This is a genomic window from Streptomyces sp. NBC_01446 (genome assembly GCF_026340095.1).
Taxonomy (GTDB): domain Bacteria; phylum Actinomycetota; class Actinomycetes; order Streptomycetales; family Streptomycetaceae; genus Streptomyces; species Streptomyces aureus.
This window is the reverse complement of sequence record NZ_JAPEPO010000001.1, coordinates 601,151-617,561: the sequence shown is the minus strand read 5'-3', so window position 1 is coordinate 617,561 and position 16,411 is coordinate 601,151. Positions and strand designations below refer to the sequence as shown.

Annotated in this window: 10 protein-coding genes and 3 pseudogenes; 10 read left to right on the top strand and 3 right to left on the bottom strand. The window is 67.6% G+C overall.

Features of this window, described 5'->3' with window-relative positions; translation table 11 throughout:
* The first annotated feature begins 832 nt into the window (after positions 1 to 832).
* The 3 genes from OG456_RS02775 (at position 833) to OG456_RS02765 (ending at position 7,303) form a co-directional block, all read left to right on the top strand.
* A complete protein-coding gene (locus OG456_RS02775; protein ID WP_266556878.1) occupies positions 833 to 3,418 on the top strand; it encodes a S8 family serine peptidase in 2,586 nt (861 codons plus the stop codon).
* The gene (locus OG456_RS02770; protein ID WP_266556876.1) at positions 3,418 to 6,333 is read left to right on the top strand and encodes an FG-GAP-like repeat-containing protein; all 2,916 of its coding nucleotides are present in this window, start codon (positions 3,418 to 3,420) and stop codon (positions 6,331 to 6,333) included. Before OG456_RS02775 ends, OG456_RS02770 begins: the two co-directional genes overlap by 1 nt.
* Before the next feature lie 481 nt (positions 6,334 to 6,814).
* Positions 6,815 to 7,303: a DinB family protein gene (locus OG456_RS02765; protein WP_266556874.1), complete on the top strand. Its 489-nt coding sequence runs from the start codon at positions 6,815 to 6,817 to the stop codon at positions 7,301 to 7,303.
* A gap of 53 nt (positions 7,304 to 7,356) precedes the next feature.
* Here OG456_RS02765 and OG456_RS02760 read toward each other — a convergent pair.
* Positions 7,357 to 7,503, bottom strand: a pseudogene (locus tag OG456_RS02760) (MerR family transcriptional regulator); the annotation flags it as partial.
* Positions 7,504 to 7,616: 113 nt separating this feature from the next.
* Here OG456_RS02760 and OG456_RS02755 point away from each other — a divergent pair.
* Positions 7,617 to 7,802, top strand: coding sequence for a hypothetical protein (locus OG456_RS02755; RefSeq protein ID WP_266556872.1), 186 nt, complete (start codon positions 7,617 to 7,619; stop codon positions 7,800 to 7,802).
* A 5-nt stretch (positions 7,803 to 7,807) separates the two neighbouring features.
* Positions 7,808 to 7,978, top strand: a pseudogene (locus OG456_RS02750) (transposase); the annotation flags it as partial.
* 557 nt (positions 7,979 to 8,535) lie between these two features.
* Here the strand turns inward: OG456_RS02750 and OG456_RS02740 are convergent.
* Positions 8,536 to 8,970, bottom strand: a complete 435-nt coding sequence (locus tag OG456_RS02740; protein WP_266556868.1) for a hypothetical protein — start codon at positions 8,968 to 8,970, stop codon at positions 8,536 to 8,538.
* A 353-nt stretch (positions 8,971 to 9,323) separates the two neighbouring features.
* Here OG456_RS02740 and OG456_RS02735 point away from each other — a divergent pair, with 353 nt between their 5' ends.
* Positions 9,324 to 9,764 (top strand): VOC family protein, encoded by a 441-nt coding sequence (locus tag OG456_RS02735; protein WP_266556866.1) that lies wholly within the window; start codon positions 9,324 to 9,326, stop codon positions 9,762 to 9,764.
* 109 nt (positions 9,765 to 9,873) lie between these two features.
* Here the strand turns inward: OG456_RS02735 and OG456_RS02730 are convergent.
* Positions 9,874 to 10,129, bottom strand: a pseudogene (locus OG456_RS02730) (integrase); the annotation flags it as partial.
* Between the two features lie 392 nt (positions 10,130 to 10,521).
* On the opposite strand from OG456_RS02730, the gene OG456_RS02725 reads away from it, so the two are divergent.
* From OG456_RS02725 to OG456_RS02710, 4 genes are all read left to right on the top strand, one after another.
* Positions 10,522 to 11,280 carry an IclR family transcriptional regulator gene (locus OG456_RS02725; protein WP_266556864.1) on the top strand — a complete coding sequence of 253 codons (759 nt, stop codon included), beginning with the start codon at positions 10,522 to 10,524 and terminating at the stop codon, positions 11,278 to 11,280.
* 133 nt (positions 11,281 to 11,413) lie between these two features.
* Entirely contained in the window at positions 11,414 to 11,770 is a 357-nt protein-coding gene (locus tag OG456_RS02720; RefSeq protein WP_266556862.1) for an STAS domain-containing protein, read from the top strand.
* A gap of 410 nt (positions 11,771 to 12,180) precedes the next feature.
* Complete coding sequence (locus tag OG456_RS02715; protein WP_266556860.1) at positions 12,181 to 12,720, top strand: GNAT family N-acetyltransferase; 540 nt, start codon at positions 12,181 to 12,183, stop codon at positions 12,718 to 12,720.
* 477 nt (positions 12,721 to 13,197) lie between these two features.
* Complete coding sequence (locus OG456_RS02710; RefSeq protein ID WP_266556859.1) at positions 13,198 to 15,618, top strand: SpoIIE family protein phosphatase; 2,421 nt, start codon at positions 13,198 to 13,200, stop codon at positions 15,616 to 15,618.
* The last annotated feature ends 793 nt before the right edge of the window (positions 15,619 to 16,411 follow it).

Sequence of the window (16,411 nt, the reverse complement as noted above, 5' to 3'; positions counted from 1 at the left end):
CTACCGCTCCGTGCGAGCGAGCCGCTATGCATCAGGCCGCTACCGGCGGTGAGGATGTTCATGTCCTTTAGTAAGGCTGAGGCTGAGGAAGCGTCGAGTACGCCGCCTCGCTGGCTCGCGAGCGCGGTCTCGTCTGCTTCGATCCCCAGAGGGAATGCCCTCGGCTTTGAGCTGCCTGTTCCTCCGAAGGCGGAGCAGAGGAAGATTCCGCCTCGGCACCACGAACCCTGTCGTGCAGCGACTCATTGACTATGCCGAACGGCTCGCCATCCGCGTCGACTTGGACGAGTAACGCCTCAGTAACGACCCCGCCCCAGGATGGTGGCTCTGCGCCTCGCTCAAGTCCTCTGGGGTGGATCGGGACGCCGGCTGCGGGACGGCGTACAGCACTGAGCGAGGCGCAGGGCTGCATCCGCAGGGCGTGCGGCCGCCTATTGCGTTGCGCAGCAGTCGGCGAACGCCCTATGAGGCGGTCGGCCTGGACACGGATGGCTAGGACACTGCGACGGCTGGGACGATGCCTCGCTTGAAAGCCCGCGCACGACTGATCTGTTGGCGCCGTCGTGCCGCTGCATCAGCCCCGGGGGGGGTGAGTGCTCGGATCGGGCCTGCCGGGCAGCGACCGCCACATGGCCCGAGTACTCGCGGGATGTAGGCACGCAACGTGCCGAATCGGGTTGGCGCAGCGGACTCCGACCGTGGTGACCACTCACCAGAAGGTACGCGCCAGGAGCACGTCCGACTGTGCAGGCCGCAAGGCCAGTAATGGCTCAGTAACGGCGGCTTCCTAGCGTGCGGGCACCCCCGAATCCTTTCTGGAGGAGTACCCCCGATGTACCTGCCCCGACCGCCCCGGCGCAGATCCGCCGTATGGGCGGCTGCCGCGTTCACCGCGACGGCCCTCGCCGCCGGCGTCATGCCGGCCGTCGCCGCCGACACCCCGTCCGCCACGGCCACCGCCAAGATCGACTCGTCTCTTCGCAGCGCCGTGGCCAAGGGTGGTGACGCGACCTTCTTCGTCACGCTGAAGGACCAGGCCGACCTGTCCGGCGCGAAGAAGCAGAAGACGCACGCGGCGAAGGCGAAGGCCGCGTACAAGGAGCTGCGCGCGCACGCCGACAGCAGCCAGAAGTCGCTCGCCTCCTTCCTCGACAAGGAGAAGATCGGGCACAAGGACTTCTGGATCGCCAACACCGTCGAGGTGACCGGCGACCAGGACCTGGTGAACGAGCTCGCCAAGCGCTCGGACGTCGCGTCGATCATCAAGAAGCAGAAGATCAAGCTGGATGACACCGAGACCTCCGACAAGAAGGTCACCAAGTCGCGCACCACCTCGGCAGGCACGGACTCGTCCGCCACCGGCGACGACACCCCCGAGTGGGGCATCTCCAACATCAAGGCCGACCAGGTCTGGGACCAGTACGAGAACCGCGGCGAGGGCATCGTCATCGCCAGCGTCGACACCGGTGTGCAGTACGACCACCCGGATCTGGTGAAGCAGTACCGCGGCAACAACGGTGACGGCACGTTCACCAACGACTACAACTTCTACGACCCGTCCGGGAACTGCCCCTCGGACGGCACCCCGTGCGACAACCAGGGACACGGCACCCACACCATGGGCACGATGGTCGGCAAGCACGGCATCGGTGTCGCGCCGAACGCGAAGTGGATCGCCGCCAAGGGCTGCGAGTCCGACGAGTGTTCGCCCGAGAACCTGCTCGCCGCCGGCCAGTGGATCCTCGCGCCGACCGACCACAACGGTCAGAACCCGCGCCCGGACCTGGCGCCGAACATCGTCAACAACTCCTGGGGCAGCAACGACAACGACCCCTTCTACCAGGACATCCTCGACGCCTGGAACTCCGCGGGCATCTTCGAAGCGTTCGCGGCCGGCAACGACGGTGACGGCACGACCTGTTCGACGGCCCACACGCCCGGCGCGCAGGCCTCGTCCTACGCTGTCGGCGCCTACGACTCGACCGGCAAGATCGCTTCCTTCTCCGGTTTCGGTCCCTCTCCGGTCGACGGCTCGGCGAAGCCGAACATCTCGGCCCCGGGCGTCGCGGTCGAGTCCACGTTCCCGGGTTCGTCGTACGCCACCGAGTCCGGTACGTCGATGGCCACCCCGCACGTCGCGGGCGCTGTGGCCCTGTTGTGGTCGGCGGCCCCCTCGCTGATCGGCAAGATCGACGAGACGCGCGCGCTCCTCAACGAGGGCGCGACCGATGTCGACGACACCCACTGCGGCGGCACCGCCAGCATGAACAACGTGTGGGGTGACGGCAAGCTCGACATCCTCAAGTCGATCGACCTGGCGCCGCACACCGCGGCCACCGTCACCGGCAAGGTCACCGACAAGGCGAGCGGCTCGGCCCTGCCCAACATCACCGTGAACGTCACCGACACGGCCGGCGTCGTCCGGACGGTCACCACCGACGCGGACGGCGCGTACCGTCTGCCGCTGCAGGCGGGCACGTACTCCTTCAGCTTCAGCGGCTACGGCTACGCGAACGGCTCGGCCACAGGCGTCACGCTCGCCGAACAGCAGGCCTTCACGCAGGACATCGCGCTGACCCCGACTCCCTCGCACAAGGTCTCCGGCACCGTCCTCGACGTCACCGGCAAGGCGCTCGCGGGCGCGAAGGTCCAGCTGAACGGCACGCCGCTCGCCACCGTCACCACCGACGCCAAGGGCCAGTACTCCTTCGCCAAGGTCGCCGAGGGCTCCTACGGCCTGGTGGTGCAGCCGGCCGCGCCGGTCCTGTGCAACGGCGTCTACAACGGCACCGCGGCCGTCGGCTCCGGTGACCTGGCCAAGAACGTCCAGGTCCCCAACCGCACCGACAACTCCGGCAACTCCTGCGCCCCCGCCACCTACGCGTGGATCGCGGGCTCCAAGAACGTCGCCCTGTCCGGTGACGAGGACTCCGCCACCGTGGCGCTGCCCTTCTCGGTGAAGCTGTACGGGGTCTCGTACTCCTCGGCCTCGGTCACGACCGACGGCCTGATCAACTTCCTGTCCTCGCGCGTCGGCGACTACAGCAACACCGCGCTCCCGACCACCGGCGTGAACGGTGTGAAGGGCTTCATCGCCCCGCTGTGGGACGACCTGACGCTGGACAAGAAGTCCTCCGTGCAGACGACCACCACCGGCACCAAGGGCAGCCGCAAGTTCGCCATCGTGTGGAACAACGCCGCCTACGGAAACGGCACTTCGGGCCGCGCGACCTTCGAGGCCGTCTTCGACGAGGCCACCGGCGCCGTGACCCTCCAGTACAAGTCCGTCGCGGACAAGGGCGCGGGCGCCACCGTCGGCATCGCGAACCAGTCCGGCACCGACGCCCTGCAGTACTCCTTCAACCAGTCCGTGATCGCCGACGGCACCGCCGTCCGCTTCACGCAGGGAGCCAAGTGATGAACAAGACCTCCCGAAGAGGCGTACGCCTCGCCTCCGCCCTGGTCACGGCCGGCCTGGTGCTCTGCGCGGTTCCGGCAGTAGCTGTCGCCGACGATGACAACGGCGTGCTGTCGCTGACGGACACGCAGGCCAAGGACCTCTCCGAACGTCTGCAGCTCGACCCGGCCGCCAACACCGCCCAGAAGACCGACCCGCAGCACGCGAGCCCGGACGCGGACGACACCGCGGGCGCCGGTACGGCGACGGGCGCCCCCGACTCCGGTGCGACCGACCCCGGCACCACGGCTTCCGGCGCCGACGCCCTCGCGGCCCCGAAGGTCACCGCCTCCGGATACACCGAGGGGGTGACCGGCATGGCAGCCACCGTCCCCGTCGCGGGAAGCGACGGCGACTACTTCACCGTCCACGCGCGCGGGAACCTCACCCGCCGCACCGCCGACGGCAAGCAGGTGTGGACGCGGGACAACAACTCCCTTTACAAGGAGTGGGACCTCCCGGCCCTCTCGCCGCGGTACTCCAAGGAGCCCTACCCGGCCCAGATCACGATGGGCTTCAACGCGGTCAACCCGTTCGCCCCGACCTCCGACAACGGTTACGACACCGGTGACCTGACCGGCGACGGCGTGCCGGACCTCGTGTTCACCGCCGACGTGGGCACCTACCCCTACCGGCCGTTCGTCCACGGTGACAGCACCCTGCACACGGGCACCTTCGTGACCGTGCTGGACGGAGCCAGCGGCAAGACGCTGTGGACCAAGCTCTACGCGGGCGCCTACCAAGTCGCCCTGGTCGACAAGACGCTCGTGGTCGCGGACACGCCCTACTACAACACCTCGGCCTCCACCAGCTCGACGTCCACGCTGACCGGTATCCGGTTCGACTACGCCGACGGCAAGCTGACGACGGCAGACAGCTGGACCTACGACACGGGCCAGTTCAAGGGCGCCGCCTGGTCGACCCTCACCCCGCTGGGAGGCGGACTGGTCGCTGCCTCCTGGAACAAGCGCAAGACAACGGCCACCGACACCACCGCCGGCCACACTCTGGTCTTCGACGTGGCCGACGGCAGCGTCAAGTGGCAGTCGACGAACTCCCTGTACTCGCGCCAGCTGCACCTCGACGCCTCCCGGGGTCGTCTGGTCGCGCTGGAAATGGCGGATGTGAACGACGCCGTCGAGTACGAGATCGTCTCCTACGACCTCAAGACCGGGGACCGCACCACCCTGGACAAGCGCACCAACGCCCTGGCGATCGACCTGGAAGTCGGCGACATCCGGGGCGACTCCAAGCCGGAGTACACGGTCAGCGAGGACACCTTCGACGAGAGCATCTTTGTCAACGCCAACACCGTCCGGGCGCTCGATGGCTCCGACGCTTCCGTGCTGTGGCAGCGCACCGTCAAACGCGACCCCGACAACACGCTGGACGGTGCCACCGCCTGGAACCTGTCGGCGGTGGACGGCAAGATCGTCGCCTCGTACAAGGACGACAAGGGTCTGGACTACGCGGAGAACCGCGGCGCGAGCCGCTTCGCGCGCCTGGCCGTCCTCAAGGGCGACAACGGTGCGGTGAACTGGGAGAAGCGGGGCGTCGTCGCCTCGCAGGCCTGGGCCCAGCCCTTCCGCCAGGGCAAGGAATGGCGTCTGCGGACCGTGGACACGGACCAGAACATCCGCGTCTACAACCTGGACGGCGGCAAGCAGCAGTCGATCCTGCCCGTGCAGTCGCAGCTGTGGTCAGCCGTCCTGATGGACGTCAACGGCGACGGCACGAAGGACATCGTGGCCGGCGGCCAGTCCAGCGGCGTGTTCGCCTACGACGGCGCCGCCATGCTCGCGGGCAAGGCGAAGCTGCTGTGGCAGGCCACCGTGCCCGGCCAGGTCCACAAGATCGTCAAGGCGGATGTCGACGGCGACGGCACGGACGAGTTCGTGGTCGCCGCCGACACCGCGACCACCGTCATCTCCGCGCAGGGCAAGGTGAAGACGCAGATCGACGGCGGCGGCCAGTTCGTGTGGACCGTCACCACCGGCGACCTCAACGGTGACGGCAAGGACGAGATCGTCGTCCCCACCGACAAGCTCCGCGCCTACGACGGCCGCGGCAAGCAGCAGTGGGCCTACACCGCCCCGGCCGACAACGTCGCCTTCGCCGAGGCCAGCATCGCCGACGGCCAGGTCTACGCCCAGTACGGCAGCCGCGACGCCTTCGACGTGAACTCGGGAAAGCCGACCGGCGCCCTCGCCGTCAAGGGCAGCAACGGCACGGCCGTCTGGGTCGATTCGGCCCCCAAGCCGGAGGGCGCGGCCGGGCTGATCGGCGCACAGATGCGGGCCGCCACCTTCGCCTCCTCGAAGTTCCCCTACGCCGACGGTCACGCGGTCGCCGTGAGCTGGCTCGTGCGTAACGAGAAGAACAATCTCGGCGGAGTCACCGAGATCCGCGACGGCCGCACCGGCAAGGTCCTCAAGACGACCGAGGGCGCCGGCCCCTGGCAGAGCGGCAACTGGTTCACCGGCCCAGACGGCGTGTACTCGGTGAGCACCGGCACCGTCAAGCTCTACGGCGCCGACGGGCAGTACTACAAGGCGTCCGCCACCGGCGAGATTCACACCGGCGGCCTGGTCACCGGCCCGAACGGTGTGTCCTACCTGGCCGGCGCGGGCCAGACCGGCTTCGACCTGATGGACCCGGCACAGGCCAAGACGGGCTGGCTGTACCGGATCGCGTACGGCAACATGCTCGGCAGCCGCGAGTTCGTCTCCGGCGACCTCGACGGCGACGGCGTGGACGAGATCGTCTCCCTCAACTTCGACGACACCGGCATGGACCGGGTGGCCGAGCTGCAGGACGGCGGCTACTCCGTGCCCTACACCGCAATTCGCCAGATGACCGTTTTCACCTTGTCCTGATCCACTCCCGGGCGGCTGTCAGCGGCCCCTCCCCGTGGCGAATGCCCGGGGAGGGCCGCGGTACGTTCTGCCGCGTGACGCCGTCACCCATCACCGAGCGCGCCTTCGCCGCGTCGCAGAGTTGGCTGCCGCGCACCTGAGCCTGACCATCAGCCCGCTCATGCTGTCCCAACTCGGACGAGGTCCCCGCTTCGCCACACCCAACCCGCTGGCCCTTCCCCTGCTCTGCCACCAAGTGCCCCAGGGCCTGCCCGACCCCACTGGACCGCCCCTATACGAACTTTTCGGGCTCGCTTTTGCACGGACATTGGCTGAGCGTCGTAGCTGGCGACCGGTGCCAACCCAAGTGCTCAGTCGCAGCGGAGCACGACAGTTCGCGAGGGGAGCCCGGCCCGGGTGGACGCGGGTCGCCGTCCCGCAGGCGTCCCTGTCGTGGGCGCGCACGGCACTGCTTGTCAGTGGCTGCTGGCACCATGCGCGCATGAACACGGACGGCAAGGAGAAGAAGGCTCTGTCGGCGTTCCTCGCGGCGCAGCGAGCCAGTGTGCTGGCCATTGTCGACGGCCTCGACACGCAAGCCCTGACCACGTCAGTCCTGCCCTCTGGTTGGACGCCTCTCGGGCTCATAGAACACCTGGCGCACGCGGAGCGGCACTGGTTCCAGGAGGTCGTCACCGGGGCGGCCGAGCCGTTGGACTGGCCCGACGACCACGCCCCGTTGACGACGCCACGACCGTCTGAGGTGGTTTTCGCCTTCTACGACGACCAGTGTCGACGCTCCGACGCCGTGATCGCCTGCACGCCACTGGCGGCACCCCCGCGGGGCCGTCACCCCGATCCTCTGGGGGACGAAGTCACCGACCTGCGCGGAATCGTCATGCACATGATTGAGGAGACCGCGCGTCACGCCGGCCATCTGGACATCGTCCGTGAACTCCTCGACGGGCGGACAGGACTCGGACCTCGCTGAGTGCCGTCCCCAAGCCCCCGCCTTCGACTCTGACCGACTTTCGCAACAGCTATGTCTTCGAAGAGCGCGGCCAGTTCGGGGGAGACGGAGGCCTCGGCGGGCAGCTGTCCTGTGTGCTCGGCCTGGTCGAGCAGCAGCCGCAGACGGGCACGGCGCAGGCAGATGGACTCTTCCTGGCGGGCCAGGTCGGCGTCCTGCTCGCGAGGTACCGGGACTGTCCGAACGGCGCAAACACCTCGCCGCCCTCCGCGCGGGCACCGCCGAACCGGTCCGGGCCGACATCCCAAGCCCTCGCAAGATCACCTCGTGGATCATGCGGCCCCTGGAGACACTCACCGAAAGCCAGGACGAGCGACTCCTTCAAGTCCGGCTCGCCTGCCCGGACATCACCCGTGCCTGCGACCTCGCCCGGGCGTTCGCCGATCTCGTCCGTCACCGGCGCGGATACCTGCTGCAGGAGTGGATCCGGCAGGCAGAGCAGGAGCACCGAACCCCATGAAGGGCTTCGCCGGCTTCCTCCGCCAGGACCTCGACGCAGTGACCGCCGGCCTGACCCTCCCCTGGAGCTCCGGGGTCGTCGAAGGACATGTAAACCGAGTGAAAACACTGAAGCGGGCTATGTACGGCCGAGCCTCGTTCGAACTCCTCCGGGTCCGGATCCTCACCCAGCCATGAGCCGCGCTGCGGAAACCGCCTCGCTGGCCACCACAATGCCGGGTACGTTCACCTCGTGTGTCACTACGCCGAGAAGCGCTACAAGCTGCATTACGCGTGCGTGCCCTGCCGCGTTGCGTTCAAGCAGCACCCCGGGCCCGGCGGGCACCGATGCCCCCGATGCTCCGAGCCAATGATCTGTGCTGGCCATGACTTCGCGGCACCACGGCGCCGAGACACCAAAGCGTGGACCGTCGTGGCAGCCGTGCTGGACGCCGGGCTGCGTTACGAGGGGCGCGAACCCTGCGGCTGCGGCAAGGACCCCAAGTTCCGCCCCCGTACCCGGGCCGAGGTGCGAGCACGTCGAATCACAGCGGCACGAACCGGGACTTCTCTCGCCGACGTGCTGGGACGCGTAGATCCACCGACACCCGCATGATGTGACCCGGTGGTGCACGCGCGGCACATGATCCGCCGCTTCACCTCACGCGATCGTTCACGGAACTGCGAGGGGCAATCCTGCTCGCGGAAATTCCCCACTCACGGCGTCGTATTCCACTGTGTCGACAGCGGCCGTGTCAGTGCGGGACCCTTCCCGCTGTGAACCCCTCACCGTCCTGAAACTCGATCAGCACTCCACTGTCGGTGAGGTAGATCCAGCATTCAGGGGAGCACTCCAACACCGCCTCTGCATGGCCCGCCACCAGAGCGGCCTCCACGGCGACGGACGGCACTGCGAGATTGCTCCAGAACACGACCGCGAGTTCGTCCGCCCCAGCGCAGGAAGCCATCAGCCTGCGCAGTTCGGCGGCATCGAACGACTCGCAGCGCTCGATCACTACGGCCCCGGACCAGTCCAGCCGAGTGGATCCCACGGCCCCGAAGCGTTCCACGCTGAGCGCGGCGAAGGAGCGGTCTTCCCGGAACGACAGAACCATCATCGACTCGCCGACGGCTTCCAGCAGCGCTGCGATCTCCTCTGGGTGGGTTCCGTACCCCTCGCTAGCGCTCACAGTGGTCCCCGGCCTGCCTCAACGATGTGCCGTCAGCAGGTTAAGTCCCTGCAGACGAGCAATCGATCACCGAGGTATGCGCAGGGACCTGAGGAACGTAGAGCGAACCTGGGGAATTTCAATCAACGAGCCCTATCAACCAGAGGGTCTGCTGCAGGGTTGGGCGACAGATGTCACCCGATCGTGCAGCAGGCCCGGTTCGATCACGGGCTCTGGAGGGAGGGTGTGGTCATGACGGTTTCGACTTCGACGGGGAGTTCGGCGGTCTGCGGATGTCGAGAACGTGCCAACGGCTCCGTCCCAGGGGCATCAGCGGCCACCACCGGCCGCACGAGGTAGAAGGAGAAACCAGCATGGCGATTCAGCGGATGGACAACGTCGGCATCGTCGTCGAGGACATGGATGCCGCCATCGCGTTCTTCTTGGAACTCGGTATGGAGCTGGAGGGCAGGGCGCAGGTCGAGGGCCTCGTCGCCGACCAGTGCACCGGACTCGACGGCGTGCGCTGTGACATCGCGATGGTCCGGACCCCGGACGGTCACAGTCGGCTTGAGCTGGCGAAGTACCGCAGCCCCGCGGTGATCAGCGCCGGGCCGCGCAACCGGCCGCACAACATTCTGGGCACGCATCGCGTCATGTTCGCTGTCGACGACATCGAGGACACCGTTGCCCGCCTGCGCCCTCACGGCGCCGAACTTGTCGGCGAGATCGCCCGGTTCGAGGACAGCTATCTGCTCTGCTACCTCCGAGGCCCGGAGGGCATCATCGTCGGACTGGCCGAGCAACTGAGCTGAGATGGAGGAACCGAACCATGCAGCCGAACGAGATCGTCGAGGTTCTGAACCGCCCGATCAGCCAGGAGCTGCTGGCCCGTGACGTGACCTGCCTGGTCTAGGTCGCCAAGGACTCCCGCAAGATTTCCCAGACCGTGGATGCGGCCGCCTTTACGTCGAGGACGAGAAGTTCGCCGTGCGGGCGCCGGAATCCCCAGTCCGGGTTCTCTTTCGCCAGGCGAAGTACCAGGGCTCGGATGGAGTGGATCGTGCGGGGCCGGCCGCCGCATTTTCGGCCGGGACTGGGCGGCGTGACGGCGGGCGAACAGGTCGCGGTGCCGGCGCAGCACCGTGGCCGGCCGCACCAGCAGTCGCATCCGGCGCAGCAGCAGGTGCCGGACGCACCGCTCGGCACCGCGTGACGGGGCGCAGCAGTGGGGTGCGGGCACGCGGCGACCGTGCCGCTGGCCTCACGCGCTGCCGCTGCGGGTGCCACCGGATGATCCTGGCCTCTCCGCGCCCGTGACTGCGCTCCGCGCCGCCGACCGCGTTGCCGCTTTCGTGCTGAGCGCGCGGGAAGCGGGCTCCGTCGGCACTGTCCCCGGGTGCCCGCACCCCGTCGCGAATTCCTTGGACGATCGACCCGGAAGCCAAGGACTCGGTCGGCAACGGAATCTGCTGCCTGAGCTCGGAGCGTGTACTGTCCGGGCCGCCGAGGCGTGTAACACCCTGCCCATCGAACTTGCCCCGAATTGTCCGCATGGAGCAATGTGGAGACATGGGTGGCAAAGAGGGCCCCACGCTCATCGCGTCGGTGCAGCGAGCCTTCCGGCTGATGGAGGCTGTGGGTGCGCACGAAGGTGGCGTGCCCGCCAAGCAGCTCGCGCGCGAGACGGGGCTGGCTCTGGGCACGACCTACCACTTGCTGCGCACGATGGTGCACGAGGGCTACGTGCGCAAACTCGACGACGGCACGTTCGTCCTGGGGGAGAGGCTGGGCGCGCTGCACGGAGGAAGTCACGATCAGGCAGCGCTCAGCAGGGTCCGTCCGACGCTCACCGAGCTGCGGGACGGCCTGTCGGCCGCGGCCTACCTGACCCTCTACGAGGACGGCGAGATCCGGGTCGCCGAGATCGTGGACGGGCCGAAGGCACCTCGCGTCGATCTGTGGGTCGGCTTCGAAGACGCAGGGCATGCCACGGCGCTCGGCAAGTGCGTTCTGCGCGAGCTGGACGGCGATGCCCGCGCCGACTACCTCTCCCGCCACACGCTGAATGACCTCACCCCTCGCACCATCACTCACCGTGCCGAACTGCTACGGCGTCTCGACTCCGCGCCCCATGGGCCTGCCGTCACCGATATCGAGGAGTACTCCCTGGGCACCGCGTGCGTCGCAGTGCCCATCCGGCAAGGCGACACCCTTGGGGCGCTTGGTATCTCCCTGCGCGCCAACCGCACCGACCGTCTCGAAGGTGCTGTGTCGACGCTGGTCGCCGCGGCGGAGCGGGTGTCGTGCAGGCTCTCGCTCACCATCTGAAAACTGAGTCCTTGCGACTTCGCAGTCATGGCCCGTTTCATGGAGTAGTGGGACAAACCGGACAAAGATGCGAAGGGGCAGGAACGTGTGTGATCAGAGCGTCGTAGGACCGAATGAGTCCGTCGATTGCCACGTGACGAACGGCTGGACGGTCGTCGAAGCCAACGAAGAGATCGACATTGTCTCCGCTCCCCTCGTGCACGCCGCAGTGATCCGGAGGCTCGCCGAGGATCACCGTCACTTTGTTCTCGATCTGTGCAGTACCCACTTCCTGGACTCCATGGGGCTCGGCATGATCGTCGCTGTCACCAAGCGCATCAAGACCCGTCACGGGTCGCTGCGGATCGCCTGCTCCGACGAGCGGCTTCTGCGTGTCTTCTTTCTCGGCGGTCTGCGTCACATTTACTCGTTCCACGACTCCGTCGAGCAGGCCATCGCGCAGCCCCCCAGTGAAGAGGGACTCGCCGGTTGGCCCGGCAGGCGCAACTGACGGACCGCTATTGCAAGGAGACCGGCACATGCTCGTGCCCGTCGGCCAGGCGCATACACCCCGACGGGCCCGGCCACCGCACGCCCGGAGATTCCGTAGGTCTTGTGGACACAGCAGCTCCGATACCGGACGTGATCGGCACGGGACAGCGGGTCCGTGAGGGCAACAGTGCTTCGCGCTGGACGGGTCGGTCGTCGATTCCGTGGGGCGGCGTCAAGAGGCGCCGCTCGTGATGGAGACCGGACAGCAGTCCTTGATCACCAAAATGCAGGTTTTGGCCGTGCCTGGTGATCGGCGGATGGATCGGATCCGCCAATCACTGCCCTGCTGGTGAGTGTGGGGCTGGGGCCGTTGAGTTGATCGGTCCGCGAGCCTTGATCGCTGCCGAGCCTGCTGATTGGCTGGCCGGTATGACTGAGCTCGGACCCGTCGCCTGGCCACCTGTCCCGATCAGGACCGAGAGGCTCGTGCTCCGTGAGCCCGAGGCCCGGGACCGTGCGGCATTCATCGAGCTGCTCGCCTCGCCACAGGTGCACACCTACCTCGGCGGCCCCCGCCCCCGTGACGAGCTGGAACGCGAGATGTCCCGGATACCCGCGCGGTGGCCCGGGAGCTTCGTCGTTGATCTCGACGGGGCGATGATCGGCCAGATCCTGCTCAGGAGAGCAACGGAGCACCGTCGCCCGGCTGCAGTGGGGAAGGCCGATCTCGGCTACCTGTTCCTGCCGCGCGCGTGGGGATTCGGGTACGCCGCCGAGGCGTGCGCGGCGGCACTCGCCTGGTTCGACGGCGTCCTTCCCGGCGAGCCGGTGGTGCTCACCACCCAGACCGCCAACGTCGGCTCGATGCGCCTCGCGGCAAAGCTGGGGTTCGCCGAGGTAGAGCGGTTCCAGGCCTGGGACGCCGAGCAGTGGCTCGGCATGCGGTCCCCGGTCACGCCGTCCGCTTGAGCTCGTGCTCGACGGCGCGCGCCCCCCCACGCGACAGGCACAGCCAGGACGGAGCCCAGTGCTGTCGACACCGGTCGACGAAGCCACGTTGCGGGCACGCCGACCAGCAGGTTCGGCGGGGTTGCCTCCATGGAGATGGTGTGCGGGTTCGACCTGTCCAGGCACGTCAGGTGAGATACGCGATGCCTCTCGGATGCCGCCAGGCTGAGGCAGAGGAGCGCCCATGTCATGGCCGACGACTCCAACACTTTCGCCGCTGAATACATCGAGTAGTGCCGACAGGTCGGAGGTCAGGGTACGGCCGTCGTAGCCTGCGATCTGGCGACTCCGCAAAGCCTCGGAACAGAGAGAATCCAGGCTGTACCAGTCGCGCTCGGGAGCAATGATCAGGGCGGTCGCGGCTTCACCGCCGCAGCATTCTCCGGCCCCCGATGCGACAATGTGTGCGTAGGTCGTGCCCGTCGATGGGATGACGCTATGGGCTTCAGGAGTGAAGCGGGCGGCGGAGATCCGCTCAAACCATTCGACATGGCAACTGCGGCTTTGCTGATGGTGGACAGCCACGGCGTCATCGCGGGCTGGAACCAGGCCGCTCAGGATCTCCTCGGTTACACCGCGGCCGACGTGCTGGGCCACTCCGTGACAACCCTGCTCGTCGACGAGGGTGATGTGCCTGCCGTGCAGTCATGGCTGCTAGGGGCGGAGAACGGCTGGGAGGGCCTCCTCGCAACCTTCCACCGCGAGGGGCGTCCCGTGGAACTCGCGGTTCGTGCATGGCGGCTTCACGCGCTCGGTGGGCATCGCGAGTGGCTTGTGGCCTTGCGGGACGCCGCTGCGCTGCGCGAGAACGAGTGGCGTGAGGATGTCGCGCGGAGCCTGCTGCAGCGGTCCCCGCTGGGTGTCGCCGTGCTGGGCACGGATCTCCGGTACGAGTGGGTGAACCCTGCGATGGCACACCTGGACGAGGAGGTGAGCGGTGCCGCCACCAGTCCGGCCGCCGGTGCGGAACCATCGCCGATCGTTGCACGCCAGGCCAAGCAGGTACTGAAGTCAGGGCAGGCACCGGTGGCTCTGGAGAACATAGCGCCGGTCCGGGTGGCCGGCCGGGAAGACGCCGGTCACGTAAGGCTTCGATCCTCCTTTCCCTTGAGCGGCGCCGACGGCAACCTGCTCGGGGTCGGTCACGCTGTCCTCGATTTCAACGGGCAGGATCCGGCGCGCGAGCGGCTGACGCTGCTCAACAGGGCCAGTGAGCACATTGGCACCACGCTGGACCTGGACCGTACGGTGCACGAGCTTGCCGAGGTCGTGGTGCCCTACATCGCGGACTTCGTGGCAGTTGACCTGCTCGAAAGTGTCCATACACCGATGGACCTCACACCGAGATCCGCCGAGTGCACTGACACCCTGTGCCGTGCGGCCCACCTCTCGATCCAGGAAGATCTCCCCGAAGTGAGTGTCGGGATCGGCGCGACGTCCAATTACCCCAAGGAGTCACCCCAACGACGCTCCCTGGCCACGGGACAGCCAATCCGCGAGGAAGTTCGCCCGTCGACGCCTTGGCTCGCGAAAGACCCACTGCGCTGGGCAAAGCTGATCCGGCTGGGCGTGCACACGCAAATGGTGGTGCCGGTGCGGGCGCGCGGCATCAATATGGGCGTCATCACCCTGCTGCGCTGGGAAAACCCCCGCCCGTTCGACGAGGACGACCTCCTCCTCGTCGAAGACCTGGTGGGCCGGGCCGCCGTGTGCGTCGACAACGCCAGGCGTTACACACGCCAGCAGCAGGCAGCGCTGACTCTGCAGAAGAGCCTGCTACCGCAGGACCTGCCCGATCTAAGTGCCGTCGAAGCCGCCTACCGGTACCTGCCAGCCGACGCCGAAGTGGGCGTCGGCGGTGACTGGTTCGATGTCATTCCGCTCTCGGGTGCCCGAGTGGCGCTCGTCGTGGGCGATGTCGTCGGACACGGCATCCACGCCGCGGCCAGCATGGCACGCCTCCGGGCGGCCGTTCAGACCCTCGCGGACCTTGATCTTCCCCCGGACGAGCTGCTGACCAAAGTCGACGACCTCGTGGTGCGTCTCTCCGACGAGGCGGAAGCCACATCCGGCGGGCCCGTCGTTATCGGCGCGAGCTGTGTCTATGCCATCTACGACCCGATCGCCCGCACCGTCACCATGGCCCGTGCCGGACATCCCACCCCCGCGATCGCACACCTCGACGCGCCGGTCGAGTTCCCCGACGTCCCCGCAGGGCCGCCGCTGGGGCTGGGTGGGTTGCCCTTTGAGTCGGCAGAGATCCCGGTCGAGGAGGGAAGCATCATCGCGCTGTACACCGACGGGCTGATCGAGGCGAGTGACCGCGACATCGATGTCGGATTCGAGCGCCTGTGCTTCGCCCTTGCTCACCCTGACCGGCCGTTGGATGAGATCTGCGACACCATGGTCAGAATCCTGTTGCCCGATCGTCCCTCTGACGACGTTGCCTTCCTCATTGCACGTACCCGCGTACTGAGTTCTGACTGCGTCGCCGCTTGGGACGTGCCCGCCGAGCCGTCCGCCGTCCACGAGGCGCGTGAGAGGTCTGTCAGTCAACTGCGGGTCTGGGGCATGCAAGCGGCCGCTTTCACCACTGAGCTGATCGTCAGTGAACTCGTCACCAACGCCATCAGGCACGCCTCCGGCCCCATCAGCCTGCGGCTCATCCGCGAACACACTTTGATCTGTGAGGTCTCGGACGGCAGCAGCACGTCTCCGCACATGCGACGCGCTTCGAGCACGGAGGAGGGAGGTCGCGGACTGTTCCTGGTAGCGGGGGTGGCCCAACGCTGGGGGACCCGCTACACAGCCGATGGCAAGACGATATGGGCCGAACAGCCGCTGCCCGCCTCTGCCTGAAAGCCGCGATGCAAGCGCCCGTCTTCCGTGGTCTGGGTGTGTCAGGCATCGTGCGGGGCTCGTAAAGTCATCGCCGCAGGTCGGGACGGTGGAGCGTCCTCGGCTCGGGCCATGTCCGGCTACTGCCGCTCGCTCTCCCGTTTCTGCTGGGGCCTGAGCTGGACCTCGTGTGCACCCCGGTCGGCCTGCCCGTCACCTGGGCGCCAGCTGGAGATCACCCCGTGCCGAAGGTCCGTGAAGTCGACGCGCCGCCAGCCGTCCGGCCGCGCCTCACGCTCCTCGGGGGGCAGGCCACGAAACCACCGTCGGCGAGCATGGTCAGAATGGGGTACGCCGACGACCTGGGGATCCCTTGGTCTGGGCCAATCGTTGCGAGCGGGTACCGTGCCGGGGGCGGGCGGCGAGGCGGAGCAGGATGTCGATGGCCCCAGCCCACCGCCGGCGAAGCACTGGAACCGGAACGAGGGCCAGGTGTCGTTGCCGTCATCGCTCAGCCTGACCTGTCCCCAGGGCGGGGCGGCGTGTATCGCGAACCGTTCACAGGACTCGGAGCGGAGCTTCAGGACGCGCGGGAAGCGAGCGTGATCTTGCAGTTTCTTTCCATTCAACCATTGATTCATTGAAATTAATCATTCATTCTGACGTCTGGCGTCGCTGCGGATCTCCGACATCGCCGCCGCGCACCGTGCCTCCCACCACCCCAGGAGACAGCCTTGAGCTCTGCCGTGCACACTCCGCCCTCTGGCGGGATGCAGACGCCCCAGCGAGAACACGCCGCGGAACCGTTCACCAG